We start from the raw sequence: 15736 nt of genomic DNA, 5'->3' as shown, positions 1-15736 counted from the left end.
TCCTCGCCGTCGTCCGTCGCGTGGCTCCGACTACCGTTCCGTCAGCTCCGTCAGCCATACGTGCCCGGGATGGACGCGTTCCAGCCAGGCGCTCAGGCGGTACCGTCGCGCCCGGTCCAGCAGCGGCAGCACTCCGCGGAAGTCCGCCCGGTCCTTGGGCCGCGCCGCCTTCGCCTTGAAGAGCAGCACGGCTTCGGGTGCCAGATAAGGGATGCCGTCCGGTGTGCACTCGATGATCTCGTCGTAGGGCAGCCGCAGTTCCGGGTCGCGGCGGCAGATCCACATACCGCCGTCGTGCGGCTCGCGGAACACGTCGAACAGGAACCGGCCGGTCTCCGGATCCCGCGCCCACGTCTGATGCGTGGCCGCCAGAACCCCGGCTCCCGCCTCTTCCCAGATCCGCCCCCAGCCGACCGCGTCGAAGACAAGATCGGGGAATCGGTCCCGAATCCCGGGGAAATCCGCGGCGGGCACCGCGATCTCCAGATCGCCGTGCGCCCGTGTTCGCTCCCCGCGGAAGAGATCCAGCGCCCATCCCGCCGCGACGCACCACGGGGTATCGATTCCGCGCAACCGCTCCGTGATCCGCTCCGGCCGCCAGGCACCCGCCCAGCGGGCCTCCACTTCGTCCAAGTCGGCCACGGTGCCGCCGGGCGGCGGTAGTTCGGTCATCGACCCAAGATACTGGTGGCACTTGCCGCGCGGAAATTTCACCGACGGAACCCTTATCCCGCATTTAACCGGCCCGGCGAAAGCGTTCCGGGCCGACGATCTCCGCTCCGGGCACCGCCACGCGGATGTCACCCTTTGCGGCCCGGCGGCCACTTCTCGTGAACCATCGCGCCCACCACCGGAAATGACCTCGTGTTCACAGCGGATTTAGCAATCTTTACAGCGGCTCGCGCCGACAGAATCAGCGTAAATCGGATGCCCCCGAGATGGGGACTCCCCAACCGGCACATCGTGGGCTTAACTTAGGTGTCATGACGTCCCCCCGCTCCACCTTCGACGGCGGCTACTACGCCGCACCGTCGTTCCCCGACACTCCGATCTACGACTCCCTGGTCGCGGAGCGGGGCACTCCTCAGATCGCTCCGATCCGAGTCCCGGCCGCCTACGACACCGGCAACAGCTATCTGCCCGCCCTCCCGGCGGCGCTGCCGGCTCTTCCCGCGGCCCCCACCCCCACCCCGCCCGCGCCGTCGTACGGCTATCCTCAGCCCGCGCCCCCGCAGGGGTACGCGCCCGCGCCGCCCGCGCCGTTGCAGCACGCCCCGGCGCCGTACATCCCGCAGCAGCCCGCCGCGGCCCGCGGCGGCTACCCGGCGCCCCATCCCCAGCAGCCGCAGCGCCCCGCGCCCGGTACCGGCTACGAGGCGATGCGCCCGGCGGCGCCGCGCCCCGCGCCCGCCCCGGCACCCCGCCCGGCCCCCTCGCCCTACGAGGACCCGTACAACCGCCCCTACCAGGGCCGGGGGTACTGAACCGGGACATGCACCGTCGTACGGAGCCGCCGCCGGGCCATGGGGACTCGGCGGCGGCTTCCGTGTCCCGTACCGGATGGGCCGTCAGCAGACGGAGCGTCAGTGGATGGGGCGTCAGTGGACGGTTCGTCAGCCGGGCCGCGGGGCGGGGGAGCTCCGCACGCCGAGCGGAGAGAGGGCTCATTCTCGCCCCTTCCTCCGCGCATGAAGCATCCCGTACCGGGCTAAGACGGATACGGAAGGGGGCGTGGACAGTGCGAGCGGTGACGGGTGTCTGGCGTTGGCGGCACAATTCGCTGCGCCGTGCCACGGACCGGCGCGAGGCGTGGACGGCCCTGGCCTCGCTGCTCCTGATGGTGCTGGCGGCGCCCGCGCTGGGCTGGGCGTGCGGGGCGCGGACGGACGACGCCCTGCAGGAGTCGGCGCGGGCGCAGCGGGCCGGACGTCATGCCACCACCGCGGTCGTGGTGCGCCGGTCGCCGCAGGGCCCCCGCTTTCCCTCCGACCCCGAGACGGCCCCGCGGCACACCCTGCCGTCCTCGGTGGTGGCGCGCTGGCGGTCCCCCGACGGCACGGAGCGGCAGGGCACCGTGACGATCGAATCCCGGCGGACCGCCCCCGGCGCCCGGGTGGAGATCTGGACGGACGACGCGGGCCGCCCCGTCCCCCGTCCGATGGACGCGGCCACCGCCCGCGCCCACGCGGTGCTGGCGGGGATCGGTGCCGGGCTGCTGGCGGCCGGCGCGGTCGAGGGGGTCCGGCAGCTGATCGTCCGTCGTCTGAAGAAGGCGCGGTACGACCGGATCGACCAGGAGTGGGCCAGCACCGGTCCGGACTGGGGCAGGACCGGTACCGGCAGTTGATCGGCTGCTGATCGGGGCAACTCCCGCCCGCCGCGCGCGCTACGGTGGACCGGCCCGCCCGGTTTCCCGGTGGGCGGTCCCGGGGACCCACCGCTGCCGCGAGGCCGGTGACCAGGGCATCAGGCACGCACGAGGTGGGGACACAACAGCGCCATGGCACAGGGCACGGTCCAGGTGACACACACCGGAACTTCGCGGTGGCGGCGCCGCACAGGCGAGTACCCCTCCCTCACCGCGGCCCTGGAGGCCGCGGCCGACGGGGACGTCCTCACCGTCTCGCCGGGCACCTACCGGGAGAATCTGGTCCTGCACCGCGCGGTGACCCTGCGCGGCACCGAGGGCTCGGTCGGCTCCGTGCGGATCGCGCCGGTCGACGGTGTGCCGCTGACCGTCCGCGCCTCCGCCGTCGTCTCGGACATCCATGTGGAGGGCCAGGACTCGACGGCGCCCGCGCTGCTGATCGAGGACGGGGCGCCGGAGATCGCGGACCTGCGGATCGTCACCCGCTCCGCCGCCGGGATCGAGGTACGCGGGGCCGCCCGTCCGACCGTGCGCCGGTGCACCGTCGACAATCCCGCCGGTGCCGGTCTCGCCGTACTCGACGGGGCGGGCGGTGTGTTCGAGGAGTGCGAGGTGGTCTCCGCCGGGCAGTCCGGCGTCTCGGTGCGCGACGGCGCACACCCCCGGCTGGAGCGCTGCCGGATCCACCACGCCTCGGGCGCGGGGCTGAGCGTCACCGGGGAGGGCAGCGGCCTGGAGGGCTTCGGCTGCGAGGTGTACGAGATCAAGGGCAGCGGTGTCCAGGTCACCTCCCGGGCGTCCGCCCATCTCACCGACTGCACGGTGCACCGCACGTCCGCGGACGGGGTGACGCTCGACACCGACGCCGTACTGACGCTGGCCGACTGCGACATCCACGACATCCCGGAGAACGCGGTCGACCTGCGGTCCCGTTCGGTGCTCACCCTGACCCGGTCCACGGTGCGCCGCTTCGGCCGCAACGGCCTCTCGGTCTGGGATCCCGGCACCCGGGTCGACGCCAACCAGTGCGAGATCCACGACAGTACGGGCGACTACCCCGCCGTCTGGGTGAGCGACGGGGCGACGGTGATACTGGACTCGTGCCGGGTCCACGACGTGCCGGACGCCCTCTTCGTCCTCGACCGGGGCTCGCGCGCCGACGTCGTCGACAGCGATCTCTCCCAGGTCCGCAACACCGCCGTGTCGGTGAGCGACGGGGCCACCGCGCAACTCGACGACTGCCGCATCCGCGAGACGTCCACCGGTGCCTGGTTCCGCGACCACGGCAGCGGCGGCACGCTGAACAACTGCACCGTCGACACCGTCCAGACCGGCGTGATCGTCACCAAGGGCGCCGACCCGACGATCGAGCGCTGCACGGTCACCTCGCCCGCCGAGGCCGGTTTCTACGTCTCCGCCGAGGGCCGCGGCACGTTCAACGGCTGCCGGGTCACCGGGAGCGACGGCTACGGATTCCATGTGATGGACGGCTGCCGTACGACGCTGACCCGCTGCCGGACCGAGCGGTGCGCCCGCGGCGGGTACGAGTTCGCCGAGCCGCCCGTCACCCGTGGCGACGGCCAGGGGACCGGCCCGGTGGTGGAGGACTGCACGAGCGACGAGAGCGCGCTGCGCTCCTCCGCTCCCCCGGCGCCCACCGTACTGACGGCCACCCAGTCCTCCCCCGGGCTGCTCGGCGGGGTTCCCGGCCAGCGTGCGGTGGAGCCCGCCCCGGCCGGGACACCCGAGGCTCCCGCGCGCCCCTCGGACGCGGTGCTGGCGGAGCTGGACGCGCTGGTGGGCCTGGACAGCGTCAAGCGCGAGGTGCGGGCCCTCACCGACATGATCGAGGTGGGCCGGCGCCGTCAGGAGGCCGGGCTGAAGGCCGCGTCGGTCCGGCGCCATCTGGTCTTCACCGGCTCCCCCGGCACCGGCAAGACCACCGTGGCCCGGCTCTACGGCGAGATCCTCGCCTCGCTCGGGGTGCTGGAGCGGGGCCATCTGGTCGAGGTGTCCCGGGTCGACCTGGTCGGTGAGCACATCGGCTCGACCGCGATCCGTACCCAGGAGGCGTTCGACCGGGCGCGTGGCGGGGTGCTGTTCGTCGACGAGGCGTACGCCCTGTCGCCCGAGGACTCCGGCCGGGACTTCGGCCGGGAGGCGATCGACACCCTGGTGAAGCTGATGGAGGACCACCGGGACGCGGTGGTCGTGATCGTCGCCGGGTACACCCACGAGATGGAGCGGTTCCTGACCGTCAATCCCGGTGTGGCGTCCCGTTTCTCCCGGACCATCACGTTCAGCGACTACGAGCCCGCCGAGCTGCTGCGGATCGTCGGACAGCAGGCCGACGAGCACGAGTACCGTCTGGCCTCCGGGACCGGGGAGGCGTTGCTGAAGTACTTCACCGAGCTTCCCAAGGGGCCGGCGTTCGGCAACGGCCGCACCGCGCGCCAGACCTTCGAGTCGATGGTGGAGCGGCACGCGGGACGGGTCGCCCAGCTCGACGAGGTGAGCACCGACGACCTCACCCTGCTCTACCCGGAGGACTTGCCGGAACTTCCCTGACCCTGCGGCGCTCCTGCCCCGTCCGCCCCGGCCGCCTGCCGGGGAACGACCGGGTCGAGGCGCTCCAGCAGCGCGGCCCGTTCCTCGGCGAAGACCGGGTCGGCCTGGTAGTCGCCGTGCCCGAGGATCGCCTCGGGCAGCGGATGCTCCGGGGTCCGGCCGTAGACCAGGGGGTCGCGCAGCGGACCTCGGTCCACCTCGGGGCCGGTGACGTCGTCGAGGCGGACCCGGCCGCCGATCGGGTCGGTGGCCCGCCACAGGTTGCGCCAGCAGTGCACGGACCGGTGCAGCACCTGCATCGGCCCGGTCCCGAAGTAGGCCGGGAACCAACGCCCGTACAGCCGCTCGATCGGTGAGCCGTAGGTGAGCAGGGCGACCCGTCCGCGGGTGTGGGCGGGCAGCTGCCAGACCGCGGACGCGGCCAGCACACTGCCCTGGGAGTGCCCGGAGATGACGAGCCTGCCGTGGGTCAGTCCGGTCCAGCCGGACATCCGCGAGGCCAGGTCGGGGACGGCGCGCTCGGCGTAGCAGGGCGGGGCGAAGGGGTGGGCGGCGCGCGGCCAGAACGTGCCGACGTCCCAGAGGATGCCGATGGTGCGCCGGGCGGAGGCGTCGCGGTAGGCGCGGCGGCCCCAGGTGACGAAGAGGATGAAGCCGAGTCCGACCATCCAGGAACCGGTGGACTGGGCGGCGTCGGCGAGGGATTCGAGAAACGCGCCGCTGCCCTTCATGGCGAGCCCGGGGACCTCCCCGGTCGCCCAGGCGCCGAGGACCGCCCCGGCGCCGAGCAGCAGGGCGGCCCCGCAGAGGGGGCCGAGCATCCAGGCCACGGAGTCGGTGAGCCCCGCGGCGGCCCGGACGCGGGCGATCTGCCGGGTACGGGCGGGCTCCGGCCGGCCCTCGGCGTACTCCCGGTCGATCCCGGGCTCCATGGCGCGGGCGGTGCGCCAGGTCCGTGCCAGCAGGAACAGGGTGGGCAGGGCGAGCAGCACCAGGAGCACCGGGATGATCGATGCCTGCCAGCTGAGCAGGACGGGCGGTCCGGGGATGACGGAGCCCTTGCCCATGCCGGGGGTGCCGGGGCCGTCGAGCCAGTCGGCGACGCGCTGGGAGACTCCGCCGCTCATCACCCCGCCGAGGGCGCAGGCGAGCATGGCGACCACCGGGCCGCCCAGTCCGTACAGGACGGTGCGGGCTTCGGGGGTGCGGTGGTAGAGGCCCAGCGAGACGGCGGCGAGCACCACGACGAGGGTTCCCTGGCCGATGGCGAGGAAGCTGAAGGCGAAGTCGCCCGGGAGGGTGCCGGAGGAGACCCAGCCGGGGCGGGACCAGGCGGCGTACGCGGCGGAGAGGACGAGCAGGGCCAGCGCGACGCCGGGCAGGTGGGTGATGAGGGCGCGGTCGAGCTTGTTGTCCAGGCGCCGTTCGCTGCGGCCCCGGCGGCAGACCACCCAGACCACCACGAACCCGCAGAGCAGCAGCGTCGCCTCGATCAGCCGGCCGACGAAGCCCGGCACGGGGCTCGCGACGGAGCGGTCGTGACGGGCCGCGGCGCCCGCGACCGACGCGGCGACGGTCAGGAAGCCGGCGGCGGTGTGCGCGGCGCGCAGCCGGGCGACCAGCCGGCGGCCGTACCAGAATCCGGGCCGGGCGAGGGCGGGGACGCCGGAGGGCGTGCCGGCGCCGGAGTCGTAGGTGTCGTCGTCGGGGGCCGAGCCGGTGAGGGTGCGCTGCGATTCGTACGCGCTCCAGGTGCGGTTGGAGAGGAACCACAGGAGCATCACCAGGGCGGTGGGCACCACGGCGGCGAGGGCGAGCCGGCGGCCCGGCTGGGACCACCAGCCGCCCTGGGCGGTGGAGAGGAAGCCGAGCCAGGAGCGCTGGTCGGAGCAGGCCGGGACCCCCGCGCACTGCCAGGCCACCAGGTCGAGCGCCACCTCGCAGGCGGCCGCGGTGAGCAGTGCGGTGAGGCTGAGCGCGACGAGCCGGACGACCACCCCGTACAGGCGCACCGCCCGGGTGCGGGCGCGGGCGGTGGGGCGCATCCAGTGGGCGAGGTTGACCACCATGAAGGGGAGCAGCAGCAGCCACAGGGCCCGGGAGCCGTTGCCCGAGGTCAGGTTGGACCAGCAGTACGCCTCGGGGATGGGGCGGTCGCGGTAGCGCTCCGGGTGCTGTTCGGCGTCGGTGTCCTCGGCCCGCCGGTAGATGGCGGCGGTCGCGTCGCCGGTGATCCGGACCGTGCGCGGATCGTCGAGCATCTCCTGGGGGGTGGTGCCGCCCACCCCGTGGACCAGCAGTTCCAGCGCGGGCCCCGGACTCTGCGGGGCCTGGGAGGCAGGTGGCACGAGGGTGACTCGCTCTCTGGTTCATGGGGGGTGTTGACGCGGTGTCACCAGGATCGTGGAAGGGGCCGGTGTCCGCGCCGCTCTCACGGAATCTCCCCAGTGCGGCGGTGGACCACACCGCGTGGCAGGATGACCCCGTTCGACATGACCGCCGCACGGCCACGGAGGAAAGGGGCGGACCGGCGTTGAGCGAGAACCAGAACCTGCTCGCGGAGCAGCGGCGTGCGCTGATCCTCGACGAGGTACGCAGGCGCGGCGGGGTCCGGGTCAACGAGTTGACGCGCAGGCTCAATGTCTCCGACATGACGGTGCGCCGTGACCTGGACGCGCTGGCCCGCCAGGGGGTCGTCGAGAAGGTGCACGGCGGGGCCGTGCCGGTGGTCGAGGCCAGTACGCACGAGCCGGGTTTCGAGGCGAAGTCGGCGCTGGAGCTGACGGCCAAGGAGGACATCGCGCGGGTGGCCGCCGCCATGGCGGTGCCGGGCAGCGCCATCGCGCTCTCCGGCGGTACGACGACGTTCGCCCTGGCCCAGCGGTTGCTGGAGGTGCCCGATCTGACGGTGGTGACCAACTCGGTGCGGGTCGCCGATGTCTTCCACACCGCGCAGCGGCCGTCGGGGACGTCCGGGGCGCGGCCCGGGGCGGCCACGGTGGTGCTCACCGGCGGGGTGCGGACGCCCTCGGACTCGTTGGTCGGTCCGGTCGCGGACCAGGCGATCGCCTCCCTCCACTTCGACGTGCTGTTCCTGGGGGTCCATGGGATCTCCGTGGAGGCCGGGCTGTCGACGCCGAACCTGGCGGAGGCGGAGACCAACCGCCGGTTCGTCCAGTCGGCGCGGCGGGTCGTGGTGGTCGCCGACCACACCAAGTGGGGGACGGTGGGTCTGAGTTCGTTCGCGGCGCTGGAGCAGGTGGACACGTTCGTGACGGACGCGGGACTGTCGGCCGCCGCCCGGGCGGAGATCGAGGAGCATCTGCCGGGACTGGTGGTGGCGGGGCGGGGCCCGGACGACGGCGCCTGATCCCCGCCCCCGGCGGGGTGCGTACCGGACTTGTCGGACACTCCGTAGAATCACGGGATGGCCGTCTTCCGGATCGAGCGCTTCACCTCACTTCCCGCCGCCGAGTCCTGGCGCCGGGTGACGGACTGGGAGCGGCACGCCGCGCATGTCCCGCTGACCGGGATCACGGTCGCGGAGGATTCGCCGACCGGGGTCGGTACGGTCTTCGTGGCGCGTACCGGGCTGGGGCCGCTGGCGTTCGACGATCCGATGGAAGTGGTGCGGTGGGTGCCGCCCGTCGCCGGGCGGGCGGGGTCGTGCCGGCTGGAGAAGCGCGGTGCGCTGGTGCGGGGCCGGGCATCGATCGAGGTGTCCCCGACGGGGTCCGGTTCGCATGTGGTGTGGGTGGAGGAGCTGACCGTGCGTCCGCTGCCCCGGTGGTGCGATCCGGCGCTCGCCCGCGCGGGGCGCCGGGTCTTCGGCCGGGTCCTCGACGGCCTTCTGGCACAAGACATCTGATATCGCGTCAGCTATGGTGTGGCCGACCGGGCCCACGACCGCACGGGAGGTACGTTCCATGCCGCGCCGACTCCGTTCCGTGGAGCTGGAATTCATCGACACCGCCCCGGTGCGGCTGGTCTTCTCCGCCGGGGTGTCCGCGCCCCCGGAGGCGGTGTACCGCGCGCTCGCCGACGACGTGCCGGGCTGGCCCGAATGGTTCACGGCGGTGACGTCCGCCCGCCCCACCCCGGACGGCGATGGCCGCGTGGTCCGGCTCAAGGGCGGCTTCACCGCCCACGAGACGATCATGGCGGCGGAGCCCGGCGAGCGGTACGCCTACCGGGCCGACCTGGTCAACGCGCCCGCCGTACGGGCGTTGCTGGAGGAGTGGCGGCTGACTCCGGCGGGTACGGGCACCCGGGTGCAATGGACGTTCGCCGTGGACGGTCCGGCGCCCTACCGGCTGCTCATGCGGCTGGCCCGGCCGGGGGTGGGCCGGGCCTTCCGGGAGGCGGTGCGCGCTCTCGACCGGCGGCTGGCGGGGGCCGTCGCGTAGCGGACGCCCCCGCGGTGCGGACGGTCACCCCAGGGCGGCCGTCCGCGCCTCGTCGAGCGACGTCACGCCGTCGGAGGCGAGGAAGTGCCCGGCGCCGGGGACCACCAGCGCGGACACGCCCAGGAGGCCGGCGAGGCGGTCGGTGTGGCCGGTCGGCACGATCGGGTCGGCGTCCGACCGCAGGACGGTGAGCCGGTCGACATGGCCGCCGATCCCCGTCGGGTCCGGCACCCCGTCGACATGGACGTCCAGCTCCGGGAGGTCCGGCAGCCGGTCGACGAACCCCGCGACCAGCACCAGCGCGCCCAGGCGCCACGGCCCGGTCAGTGAGCCGAGATGCCGCAGGACCGTGACGCAGCCGAGGCTGTGCGCCACCACGATCGAGCCCGCGTCCGGCGTGCCCAGGGCGGCTCCGGCGGCCGCCACCCAGCGGTCGGGGTCCGGGGCCCCGGAGTCCGGGAGGGCGGGGACCGCCGTGCGGATGCCATCGGCTTCGAACTGCCCGGCCAGCCGGCCGAACCAGTGGTCCTCGGGGGTCGCGCCGTAGCCGTGGATGATCGAGGCGCGCCGTTCGGTTGAGGTGTGTGTCATGACGCCGGACGGTACGGCTTCACGTCGGCGTGAAGGTCAAGTCACCGAGGAGGAGCCGTGCTCATAGGCGGACTCGCCGAGCGGACCGGGGTGAGCCCGCGCGCGCTGCGCCACTACGAGGACCGCGGGCTGCTGGTCCCGGCTCGCGACAGCAACGGCTACCGGATCTACTCCGACACCGACGTCGACCGGGTGGCGCGGATCAGGACGATGATCGACGCGGGCCTGGGAACGGAGGCGATCGGCCGCTACCTGGACTGCCTCCGCCCGGACGGCGAGGAGGCCCCGCTGGAGATGTGCCCGGCGCTCCGGGCCGAGCTGGAGGCCCTGGCCGGGCGCATCGACGCCCAGCGGGACGGCCTCCGCCGGACCCGCGAGCGCCTGTCCGCGCTCCTGTCCGCCGGCGGGCAGCAGCTTGGCGAACGACCCGACGGCCCCGGGCCGGCCGGGCCGGACCTCCGGGGACGGAGCCACACCGAGAGGGCGGCCGACCGGTCAGGGCCAGTCGCCGTCGGCCAGGAAGGAGTCGATGGTCGCCGCGTACGGGGCGATGTCCAGGCCCTGTTCGGCGAGCCAGTCGTCGGAGTAGTACTTGTCGAGGTAGCGGTCGCCGGGGTCGCAGATCAGGGTGACGACACTGCCGGTGGCGCCCTGTCGAACCATCTCGGCGACCAGCGTGAACGCGCTCCAGAGCCCGGTGCCGGTGGAGCCGCCCGCCTTGCGGCCGATGGCCCGCTCCAGGGCGCGTACGGCGGCGACGCTCGCGGCGTCCGGCACCTTCATCATCCGGTCGATCGCCCCGGGCACGAAGCTCGGCTCCATCCGGGGGCGGCCGATGCCCTCGATCCGGGAGCCGCAGTCGCTGGTGGCCAGGGGGTCGTGGTGGGTCCAGCCGTCGAAGAAGCAGGAGTTCTCCGGGTCGGGGACGCAGATCCGGGTGTCGAACTGCATGTAGTGCACGTAGCGGGCGATGGTCGCGGAGGTGCCGCCGGTTCCGGCCGTGGCGACGATCCAGGTCGGCTCCGGATAGCGCTCCAGCCTCATCTGCTGGTAGATCGATTCGGCGATGTTGTTGTTGCCGCGCCAGTCGGTGGCCCGCTCGGCGTAGGTGAACTGGTCCATGTAGTGCCCGCCGGTCTCCGCGGCGAGCCTGGCGGACTCCTCGTACATCTTCCGGGAGTCGTCGACGAAGTGACATCGGCCGCCGTGGAATTCGATCAGCCGGCACTTCTCGGGGCTGGTGGTGCGGGGCATCACGGCGACGAACGGGACGCCGATCAGCTTGGCGAAGTACGCCTCCGAGACGGCGGTGGAGCCGCTGGACGCCTCGATCACCGGCTTGCCCGGCCGGATCCAGCCGTTGCAGAGCCCGTACAGGAAGAGTGAGCGGGCCAGCCGGTGCTTGAGGCTGCCGGTGGGGTGCGTCGACTCGTCCTTGAGGTAGAGGTCGATGCCCCACGCCTCGGGCAGCGGGAAGCGCAGCAGATGGGTGTCGGCGGACCGGTTGGCGTCGGCCTGGACCTTGCGTACCGCCTCCTTGAGCCAGGCCCGGTACTCGGCGTCGGAGCGGTCGACGTCGACCGTCTCCACGACCCGTCCGGCGTGCTCGTGCGTCTTGGTGCCCATCAGCCCGTTCCTCCTCGTGCCGCTGTCGCCGTCTCCCGCAACCTACCCTCCCCACCTGCAAAAACGTTCACTTTGACAGGTCATAGCACTGCCTTGGACCCCCGGGCCGTGACGGCCGGGACACCCGGCCCGCACGCGGCCTGGCGTCCTGGCCCGGCATTGTGCAGACTGCCCATCAGAGGTGTCATGAAGGGGGCGAAGCAGTCATGAAGGAAACGGAGTTCAGCGCGACGGGAGTCCGCATCGAGCGGTGGGCCCGTTCGCTCACGCGGGCCGGACAGGTGGTCGTCAAGGACGGCAGACTCGCACTGCTGACCAGCAACGGCCGGGAGATCGACAGCGCCCCGGTGGGCACCGTCAGCGCAGGTCGGCCCTGGTTCGCCGGGTCCGACGCCACGGTGGCCCGCCTCAACGGGACGCGCTACCGGCTCACGATGGGACAGCGCAACCACGGGCCGGACCGGACCGGACCGGCCCGCCGGTTCCTGGAGACGCTGCGCAGCGCGGGCGGCCGGACGACCTGACGCGGGCCCCGCGGCGCCGGAAGGCCGCGAGTTGCGGAGCGGTGACCCCTGAGTGACATTGAACACGTCACTCACGGTTCACCGGCGGTGACGGTAGGACGCTCCGCCGGCACCACATCAGCAGCCGCCAACTGCTGGATCCGTTTCTTCGTCTTCTTCCGGACCTCTTTCGGGGAGTCGCAGTCGTGATCACCGACCCAAGCAGGCACTGCACGGTGGAGCTCCAGGCCCTGCCGTCGCGGATCGGCCAGGTCCGCAGAATCGTCTCGGCGCAGTTGCGCTCCTGGCATCTCGAACCCTTGATCGACCAAGCCGCACTCGGCGTCACCGAGCTGCTGACCAACGTCCACCGGCACGCCCAGCCGGACAAGTCGTGCACCGTCGAGATCGAGCTGCTGCTCGAACGGCTCATGGTGTCCGTCCACGACCACGATCCGAGGCTGCCGACCGTGCGCCCGCCCAGCATGTCCAGCACCTCGGGACGTGGGCTCGCGCTGATCGCCGCCGTCAGCGAGAGCTGGGGGGTCCGGCCGAGCGGCGGAGCCGGGAAGGTGGTCTGGTTCACCCTTCCGGCCCCGCCCTTCCTCACCGCCCCGCCATCCGGCCCGGTGTACGGAGCGACCACCGACGGCCCCTTCGCGCTGGGTCCCGCCATGGACCTGGGGAGCCGTGCGCCGTCCACCGAGCGGTCCGTGGCGGTCGGCTGACCCGTCGCGACGATCAGGCCGTGCTTCCGCTGCCGTTGCCCCGGCCGAACCGTTCGTCCAGGACGGAGAGCCGGCGCCCGTACTCGTCCTGGCCGGTCTCCCCGGCCGCGAAGCGCCGGGGAGCAGGGCGATCGGCGCCGGTCCGGCCGGGTCGGCGCGTCGGTTCGGGTGGCGCGGCCGGGGCTCCCGGCACTCCCGAGCCTCGCCCGGAGCGGGTGCGGTGCCGTCGTACCGCCGATGGCCGTACGGGTTCCCCCTCGGGACCACCCCGGCGGGGCCGGGTCAGGCCAGCACGGTCAGCGGGTCGTCCAGCACCGGCTGCCAGGCCAGTTCGGCCGCGCCGACCAGGCTGTTGTGGTCGAGCGTGCACGGCAGGATGGGCACACTGCCGCTGCGGCCCCACAGGCTCCGGTCGGCGACCACCGCACGCAGCCGTTCCGGGTCGGCGTCGAGCAGGGCACGGTACAGGCCGCCGAGGACGATGCGGTCCGGGTTGAGGATGTTGACCAGTCCGGCGAGCCCGAGGCCGAGCCGGTCGATCAGTTCCTCGGCCGCCCCCCGTACCGCCGCGTCCTCGTACTCCGTGCGGAGCAGGTCGCCCGCCTGCTTGAGCAGCGACTCCTCCGGGCCGGGGTCGCGACGGGCGGCGAGCAGGAAGGCCAGCGGGTCCGTCTCCACGTCCAGGCAGCCGCGTCCGCCGCAGTGGCAGGGGCGGCCGTCGGGGTGGACCGTGAGGTGGCCGACCTCCAGCGCGAGCCCCGAACTCCCGGTGTGCAGGCGGCCGTCGAGGACCAGGGCGCCGCCCACGCCCCGGTGGCCGGTGGCCACGCACAGCAGGTGCCGGGCGCCGCGCCCCGCGCCGTGCCGGTGCTCGGCGAGGGCGGCGAGGTTGACGTCGTTGCCGGTGAACGCGGGGCCGGGGATGCCCGACGCCCGCACCCGGTCGGCGAAGATCTCGCGGACCGGGGCACCGGCCGGCCAGGCGATGTGCAGCGGGTTGAGCGCGGTGCCCTCCGGCTCCGCGACCGCCGAGGGGACCGCGAGGCCCGCGCCGACGCAGCGCAGTCCGCTGTCGCGCAGCAACCGGGCGCATTCGTCGACCACTTCGCCGATGACCTGGGCCGGATCGGCGGTGACGGCGACACGGCCCGGGGCGGTGGCCACGAGCCGGCCGCCGAGCCCGACGAGGGCGGACCGGAACCCGTCGGCGTGCACCTGGGCGGCGATGACCACGGGCCCGTCCTCCCGTACCGCCAGCCGGTGCGAGGGGCGGCCCTGCGATCCGGCGGCGGAGCCCGGCCGGGAGTCGACCCGGATCAGGCCGAGCGCCTCCAGTTCGGCGGCGACCGCACCGGCCGTCGCCCGGGTGACGCCGAGCTCGGAGGTGAGCACGGCGCGGGTGGGCGCGCGTCCCGTGTGGACCAGCTCCAGCGCGGGTCCGAGCGCGCTGCGGCCCCTCTCCAACTTCGTCCGGGTGGTGGACACCTTGCCGTTCATGGGGGCGAGTCTCCCATGATTCCCGGGCCGCACCGGACCCCCCGGTGGCGCCGGGAGGCTGCCCGCAGCCGCCTTGCGTCGACCGCCGGGGCGCCCCTATCCTCAATTTGTGCCGCAACTAAACAAACTGCGGACGGCTCTTCCGGGGGACCCCGGCGGTGACCCCGCCGTGCCTCCCCCGCCCCGTCTCCGTACTGCCCTGACCCTCTTCTTCGCCCTCGACGGCTTCCTCTTCGCCGGCTGGGTGGTCCGCATCCCCGCGATCAAGCAGCAGACCGGCGCCTCCGCCGCCACGCTGGGGCTCGCCCTGCTCGGGGTGTCCGCCGGGGCCGTGGTGACCATGATGTTCACCGGGCGGCTCTGCCGCCGCTTCGGCAGCCATCCGGTGACCGTGGCCTGCGGTGTCCTGCTCCCGCTCGCCATCGCGCTGCCCGCACAGACGCGTTCGGCTCTCTCGCTCGGGCTGGTGCTGCTGCTCTTCGGCGCCGCGTACGGCGGGATGAACGTGGCGATGAACAGTGCGGCGGTCGATCTGGTGGCCGCCCTGCGGCGCCCCGTGATGCCTGGCTTCCACGCCGCGTTCAGCCTCGGCGGGATGGTCGGCGCCGGGCTCGGCGGGCTGGTCGCGGGCGGCCTCTCCCCCGCCACCCACCTCCTCGCCCTCACCGTGATCGGGCTGCTGGTCACCGCGGTGGCCGGGCCGGTGCTGCTGAGCCGTCCGGCGCCACCGCCCGTGGCCGGGGCGACCGGGTCCGGTGCGCCCGGGATGAGCGGGCGGACCAGGCGCCTGGTGCTGCTGTTCGGCGTGATCGCGCTCTGCACGGCGTACGGCGAGGGCGCGCTGGCCGACTGGGGCGCCCTCCACCTGGAGCAGGACCTGCACGCCCACCCCGGCGTGGCCGCCGCGGGCTACTCCCTGTTCGCGCTGGCGATGACGGCGGGGCGGCTGAGCGGCACGGCGTTGCTGGAGCGGCTCGGCCAGACCCGCACCCTGGTCATGGGCGGCTCGACCGCCGCGGCGGGAATGCTGCTCGGCGCGCTCGCGCCCAGCACGTGGGCGGTACTGCTCGGCTTCGCGGTCACCGGTATCGGTCTGGCCAACATCTTCCCGGTCGCGGTCGGCCGGGCCGGTGCACTGGCCGGGCCCGGCGGGGTGGCCGCCGCATCGACGCTCGGCTACGGCGGGATGCTGCTCGGGCCGCCCGCCATCGGCTTCCTGGCCGAATGGTCCTCGCTCCCGGTGGCCCTCACCACGGTGGCGGTGCTGGCCGTCGCGGCGGCGGCGCTGGGATACGGGGCACGCGGCGCGACGCACGGCTGAACACGCGCACCGTCCACGGCCCGGCACCGTGAGCGGGCCGACCACCAGCCGCCGGGCGATCTCCTCGTTGGAGAACCCCCTCTTGACGAGCGCCCTCACCTCACGCTCCCGTTCCGGTGAGCCGGTCC

The 15736-nt window shown here is 73.6% G+C and carries 14 protein-coding genes and 2 pseudogenes; 10 read left to right on the top strand and 6 right to left on the bottom strand.

Annotated features, from left to right (window positions below; genetic code table 11):
* Window positions 1-30: 30 nt before the first annotated feature.
* On the bottom strand, window positions 31-672 hold the full coding sequence (locus tag ACWC97_RS15575; RefSeq protein ID WP_450649685.1) for a nucleotidyltransferase domain-containing protein: 642 nt from the start codon (window positions 670-672) through the stop codon (window positions 31-33).
* 311 nt (window positions 673-983) lie between these two features.
* On the opposite strand from ACWC97_RS15575, the gene ACWC97_RS15570 reads away from it, so the two are divergent.
* From ACWC97_RS15570 to ACWC97_RS15560, 3 genes are all read left to right on the top strand, one after another.
* Window positions 984-1484, top strand: coding sequence for a DUF6643 family protein (locus ACWC97_RS15570; RefSeq protein ID WP_450649683.1), 501 nt, complete (start codon window positions 984-986; stop codon window positions 1482-1484).
* Window positions 1485-1747: 263 nt separating this feature from the next.
* The gene (locus ACWC97_RS15565) at window positions 1748-2347 is read left to right on the top strand and encodes an Rv1733c family protein (RefSeq protein WP_385212623.1); all 600 of its coding nucleotides are present in this window, start codon (window positions 1748-1750) and stop codon (window positions 2345-2347) included.
* A gap of 153 nt (window positions 2348-2500) precedes the next feature.
* Complete coding sequence (locus ACWC97_RS15560) at window positions 2501-4936, top strand: right-handed parallel beta-helix repeat-containing protein (protein WP_450649681.1); 2436 nt, start codon at window positions 2501-2503, stop codon at window positions 4934-4936.
* Here ACWC97_RS15560 and ACWC97_RS15555 read toward each other — a convergent pair.
* Window positions 4906-7284 carry a hypothetical protein gene (locus ACWC97_RS15555; RefSeq protein WP_450649679.1) on the bottom strand — a complete coding sequence of 793 codons (2379 nt, stop codon included), beginning with the start codon at window positions 7282-7284 and terminating at the stop codon, window positions 4906-4908. The genes ACWC97_RS15560 and ACWC97_RS15555 overlap by 31 nt on opposite strands.
* Window positions 7285-7469: 185 nt before the next feature.
* Here ACWC97_RS15555 and ACWC97_RS15550 point away from each other — a divergent pair, with 185 nt between their 5' ends.
* From ACWC97_RS15550 to ACWC97_RS15540, 3 genes are read left to right on the top strand one after another with little or no spacing between them, the layout of a single operon-like run.
* Window positions 7470-8306: a DeoR/GlpR family DNA-binding transcription regulator gene (locus ACWC97_RS15550; RefSeq protein WP_352277833.1), complete on the top strand. Its 837-nt coding sequence runs from the start codon at window positions 7470-7472 to the stop codon at window positions 8304-8306.
* Window positions 8307-8363: 57 nt separating this feature from the next.
* Window positions 8364-8804 (top strand): SRPBCC family protein, encoded by a 441-nt coding sequence (locus tag ACWC97_RS15545; RefSeq protein WP_450649677.1) that lies wholly within the window; start codon window positions 8364-8366, stop codon window positions 8802-8804.
* Between the two features lie 58 nt (window positions 8805-8862).
* Window positions 8863-9342 carry an SRPBCC family protein gene (locus ACWC97_RS15540; RefSeq protein ID WP_450649675.1) on the top strand — a complete coding sequence of 160 codons (480 nt, stop codon included), beginning with the start codon at window positions 8863-8865 and terminating at the stop codon, window positions 9340-9342.
* 24 nt (window positions 9343-9366) lie between these two features.
* Here the strand turns inward: ACWC97_RS15540 and ACWC97_RS15535 are convergent, their stop codons facing one another.
* On the bottom strand, window positions 9367-9933 hold the full coding sequence (locus ACWC97_RS15535; RefSeq protein WP_352277829.1) for an RBBP9/YdeN family alpha/beta hydrolase: 567 nt from the start codon (window positions 9931-9933) through the stop codon (window positions 9367-9369).
* A gap of 57 nt (window positions 9934-9990) precedes the next feature.
* On the opposite strand from ACWC97_RS15535, the pseudogene ACWC97_RS15530 reads away from it, so the two are divergent.
* A pseudogene (locus ACWC97_RS15530) lies at window positions 9991-10131 on the top strand (MerR family DNA-binding transcriptional regulator); the annotation flags it as partial.
* 297 nt (window positions 10132-10428) lie between these two features.
* Here ACWC97_RS15530 and ACWC97_RS15525 read toward each other — a convergent pair.
* A complete protein-coding gene (locus ACWC97_RS15525; protein WP_352277828.1) occupies window positions 10429-11559 on the bottom strand; it encodes an L-cysteine desulfhydrase Cds1 in 1131 nt (376 codons plus the stop codon).
* 206 nt (window positions 11560-11765) lie between these two features.
* Here ACWC97_RS15525 and ACWC97_RS15520 point away from each other — a divergent pair, with 206 nt between their 5' ends.
* Together ACWC97_RS15520 and ACWC97_RS15515 are read left to right on the top strand one after the other, a co-directional pair.
* On the top strand, window positions 11766-12083 hold the full coding sequence (locus tag ACWC97_RS15520) for a hypothetical protein (protein ID WP_352277827.1): 318 nt from the start codon (window positions 11766-11768) through the stop codon (window positions 12081-12083).
* A gap of 185 nt (window positions 12084-12268) precedes the next feature.
* Window positions 12269-12790, top strand: coding sequence for an ATP-binding protein (locus ACWC97_RS15515; protein WP_385212638.1), 522 nt, complete (start codon window positions 12269-12271; stop codon window positions 12788-12790).
* Window positions 12791-13072: 282 nt separating this feature from the next.
* Here the strand turns inward: ACWC97_RS15515 and ACWC97_RS15510 are convergent, their stop codons facing one another.
* Complete coding sequence (locus ACWC97_RS15510; protein ID WP_352277824.1) at window positions 13073-14287, bottom strand: ROK family protein; 1215 nt, start codon at window positions 14285-14287, stop codon at window positions 13073-13075.
* Between the two features lie 109 nt (window positions 14288-14396).
* On the opposite strand from ACWC97_RS15510, the gene ACWC97_RS15505 reads away from it, so the two are divergent.
* Window positions 14397-15608 carry an MFS transporter gene (locus tag ACWC97_RS15505; protein WP_450649671.1) on the top strand — a complete coding sequence of 404 codons (1212 nt, stop codon included), beginning with the start codon at window positions 14397-14399 and terminating at the stop codon, window positions 15606-15608.
* A 27-nt stretch (window positions 15609-15635) separates the two neighbouring features.
* On the opposite strand, the pseudogene ACWC97_RS15500 reads toward ACWC97_RS15505, so the two are convergent.
* A pseudogene (locus tag ACWC97_RS15500) lies at window positions 15636-15722 on the bottom strand (DNA-binding response regulator); the annotation flags it as partial.
* Window positions 15723-15736: the final 14 nt, after the last annotated feature.

Source organism: Streptomyces sp. NPDC001108 (genome assembly GCF_053598535.1).
The sequence above is the reverse complement of the archived record's forward strand: the minus strand, read 5'-3'. Positions and strand labels throughout refer to the sequence as shown.

Coding starts and splice junctions, on each gene's coding strand:
- ACWC97_RS15520 (WP_352277827.1), top strand. CDS start 11,766: ATGAAGGAAACGGAGTTCAGCGCGACGGGAGTCCGCATCGAGCGGTGG.
- ACWC97_RS15535 (WP_352277829.1), bottom strand. CDS start 9,933: ATGACACACACCTCAACCGAACGGCGCGCCTCGATCATCCACGGCTAC.
- ACWC97_RS15570 (WP_450649683.1), top strand. CDS start 984: ATGACGTCCCCCCGCTCCACCTTCGACGGCGGCTACTACGCCGCACCG.
- ACWC97_RS15540 (WP_450649675.1), top strand. CDS start 8,863: ATGCCGCGCCGACTCCGTTCCGTGGAGCTGGAATTCATCGACACCGCC.
- ACWC97_RS15575 (WP_450649685.1), bottom strand. CDS start 672: ATGACCGAACTACCGCCGCCCGGCGGCACCGTGGCCGACTTGGACGAA.
- ACWC97_RS15525 (WP_352277828.1), bottom strand. CDS start 11,559: ATGGGCACCAAGACGCACGAGCACGCCGGACGGGTCGTGGAGACGGTC.
- ACWC97_RS15545 (WP_450649677.1), top strand. CDS start 8,364: ATGGCCGTCTTCCGGATCGAGCGCTTCACCTCACTTCCCGCCGCCGAG.
- ACWC97_RS15560 (WP_450649681.1), top strand. CDS start 2,501: ATGGCACAGGGCACGGTCCAGGTGACACACACCGGAACTTCGCGGTGG.
- ACWC97_RS15510 (WP_352277824.1), bottom strand. CDS start 14,287: ATGAACGGCAAGGTGTCCACCACCCGGACGAAGTTGGAGAGGGGCCGC.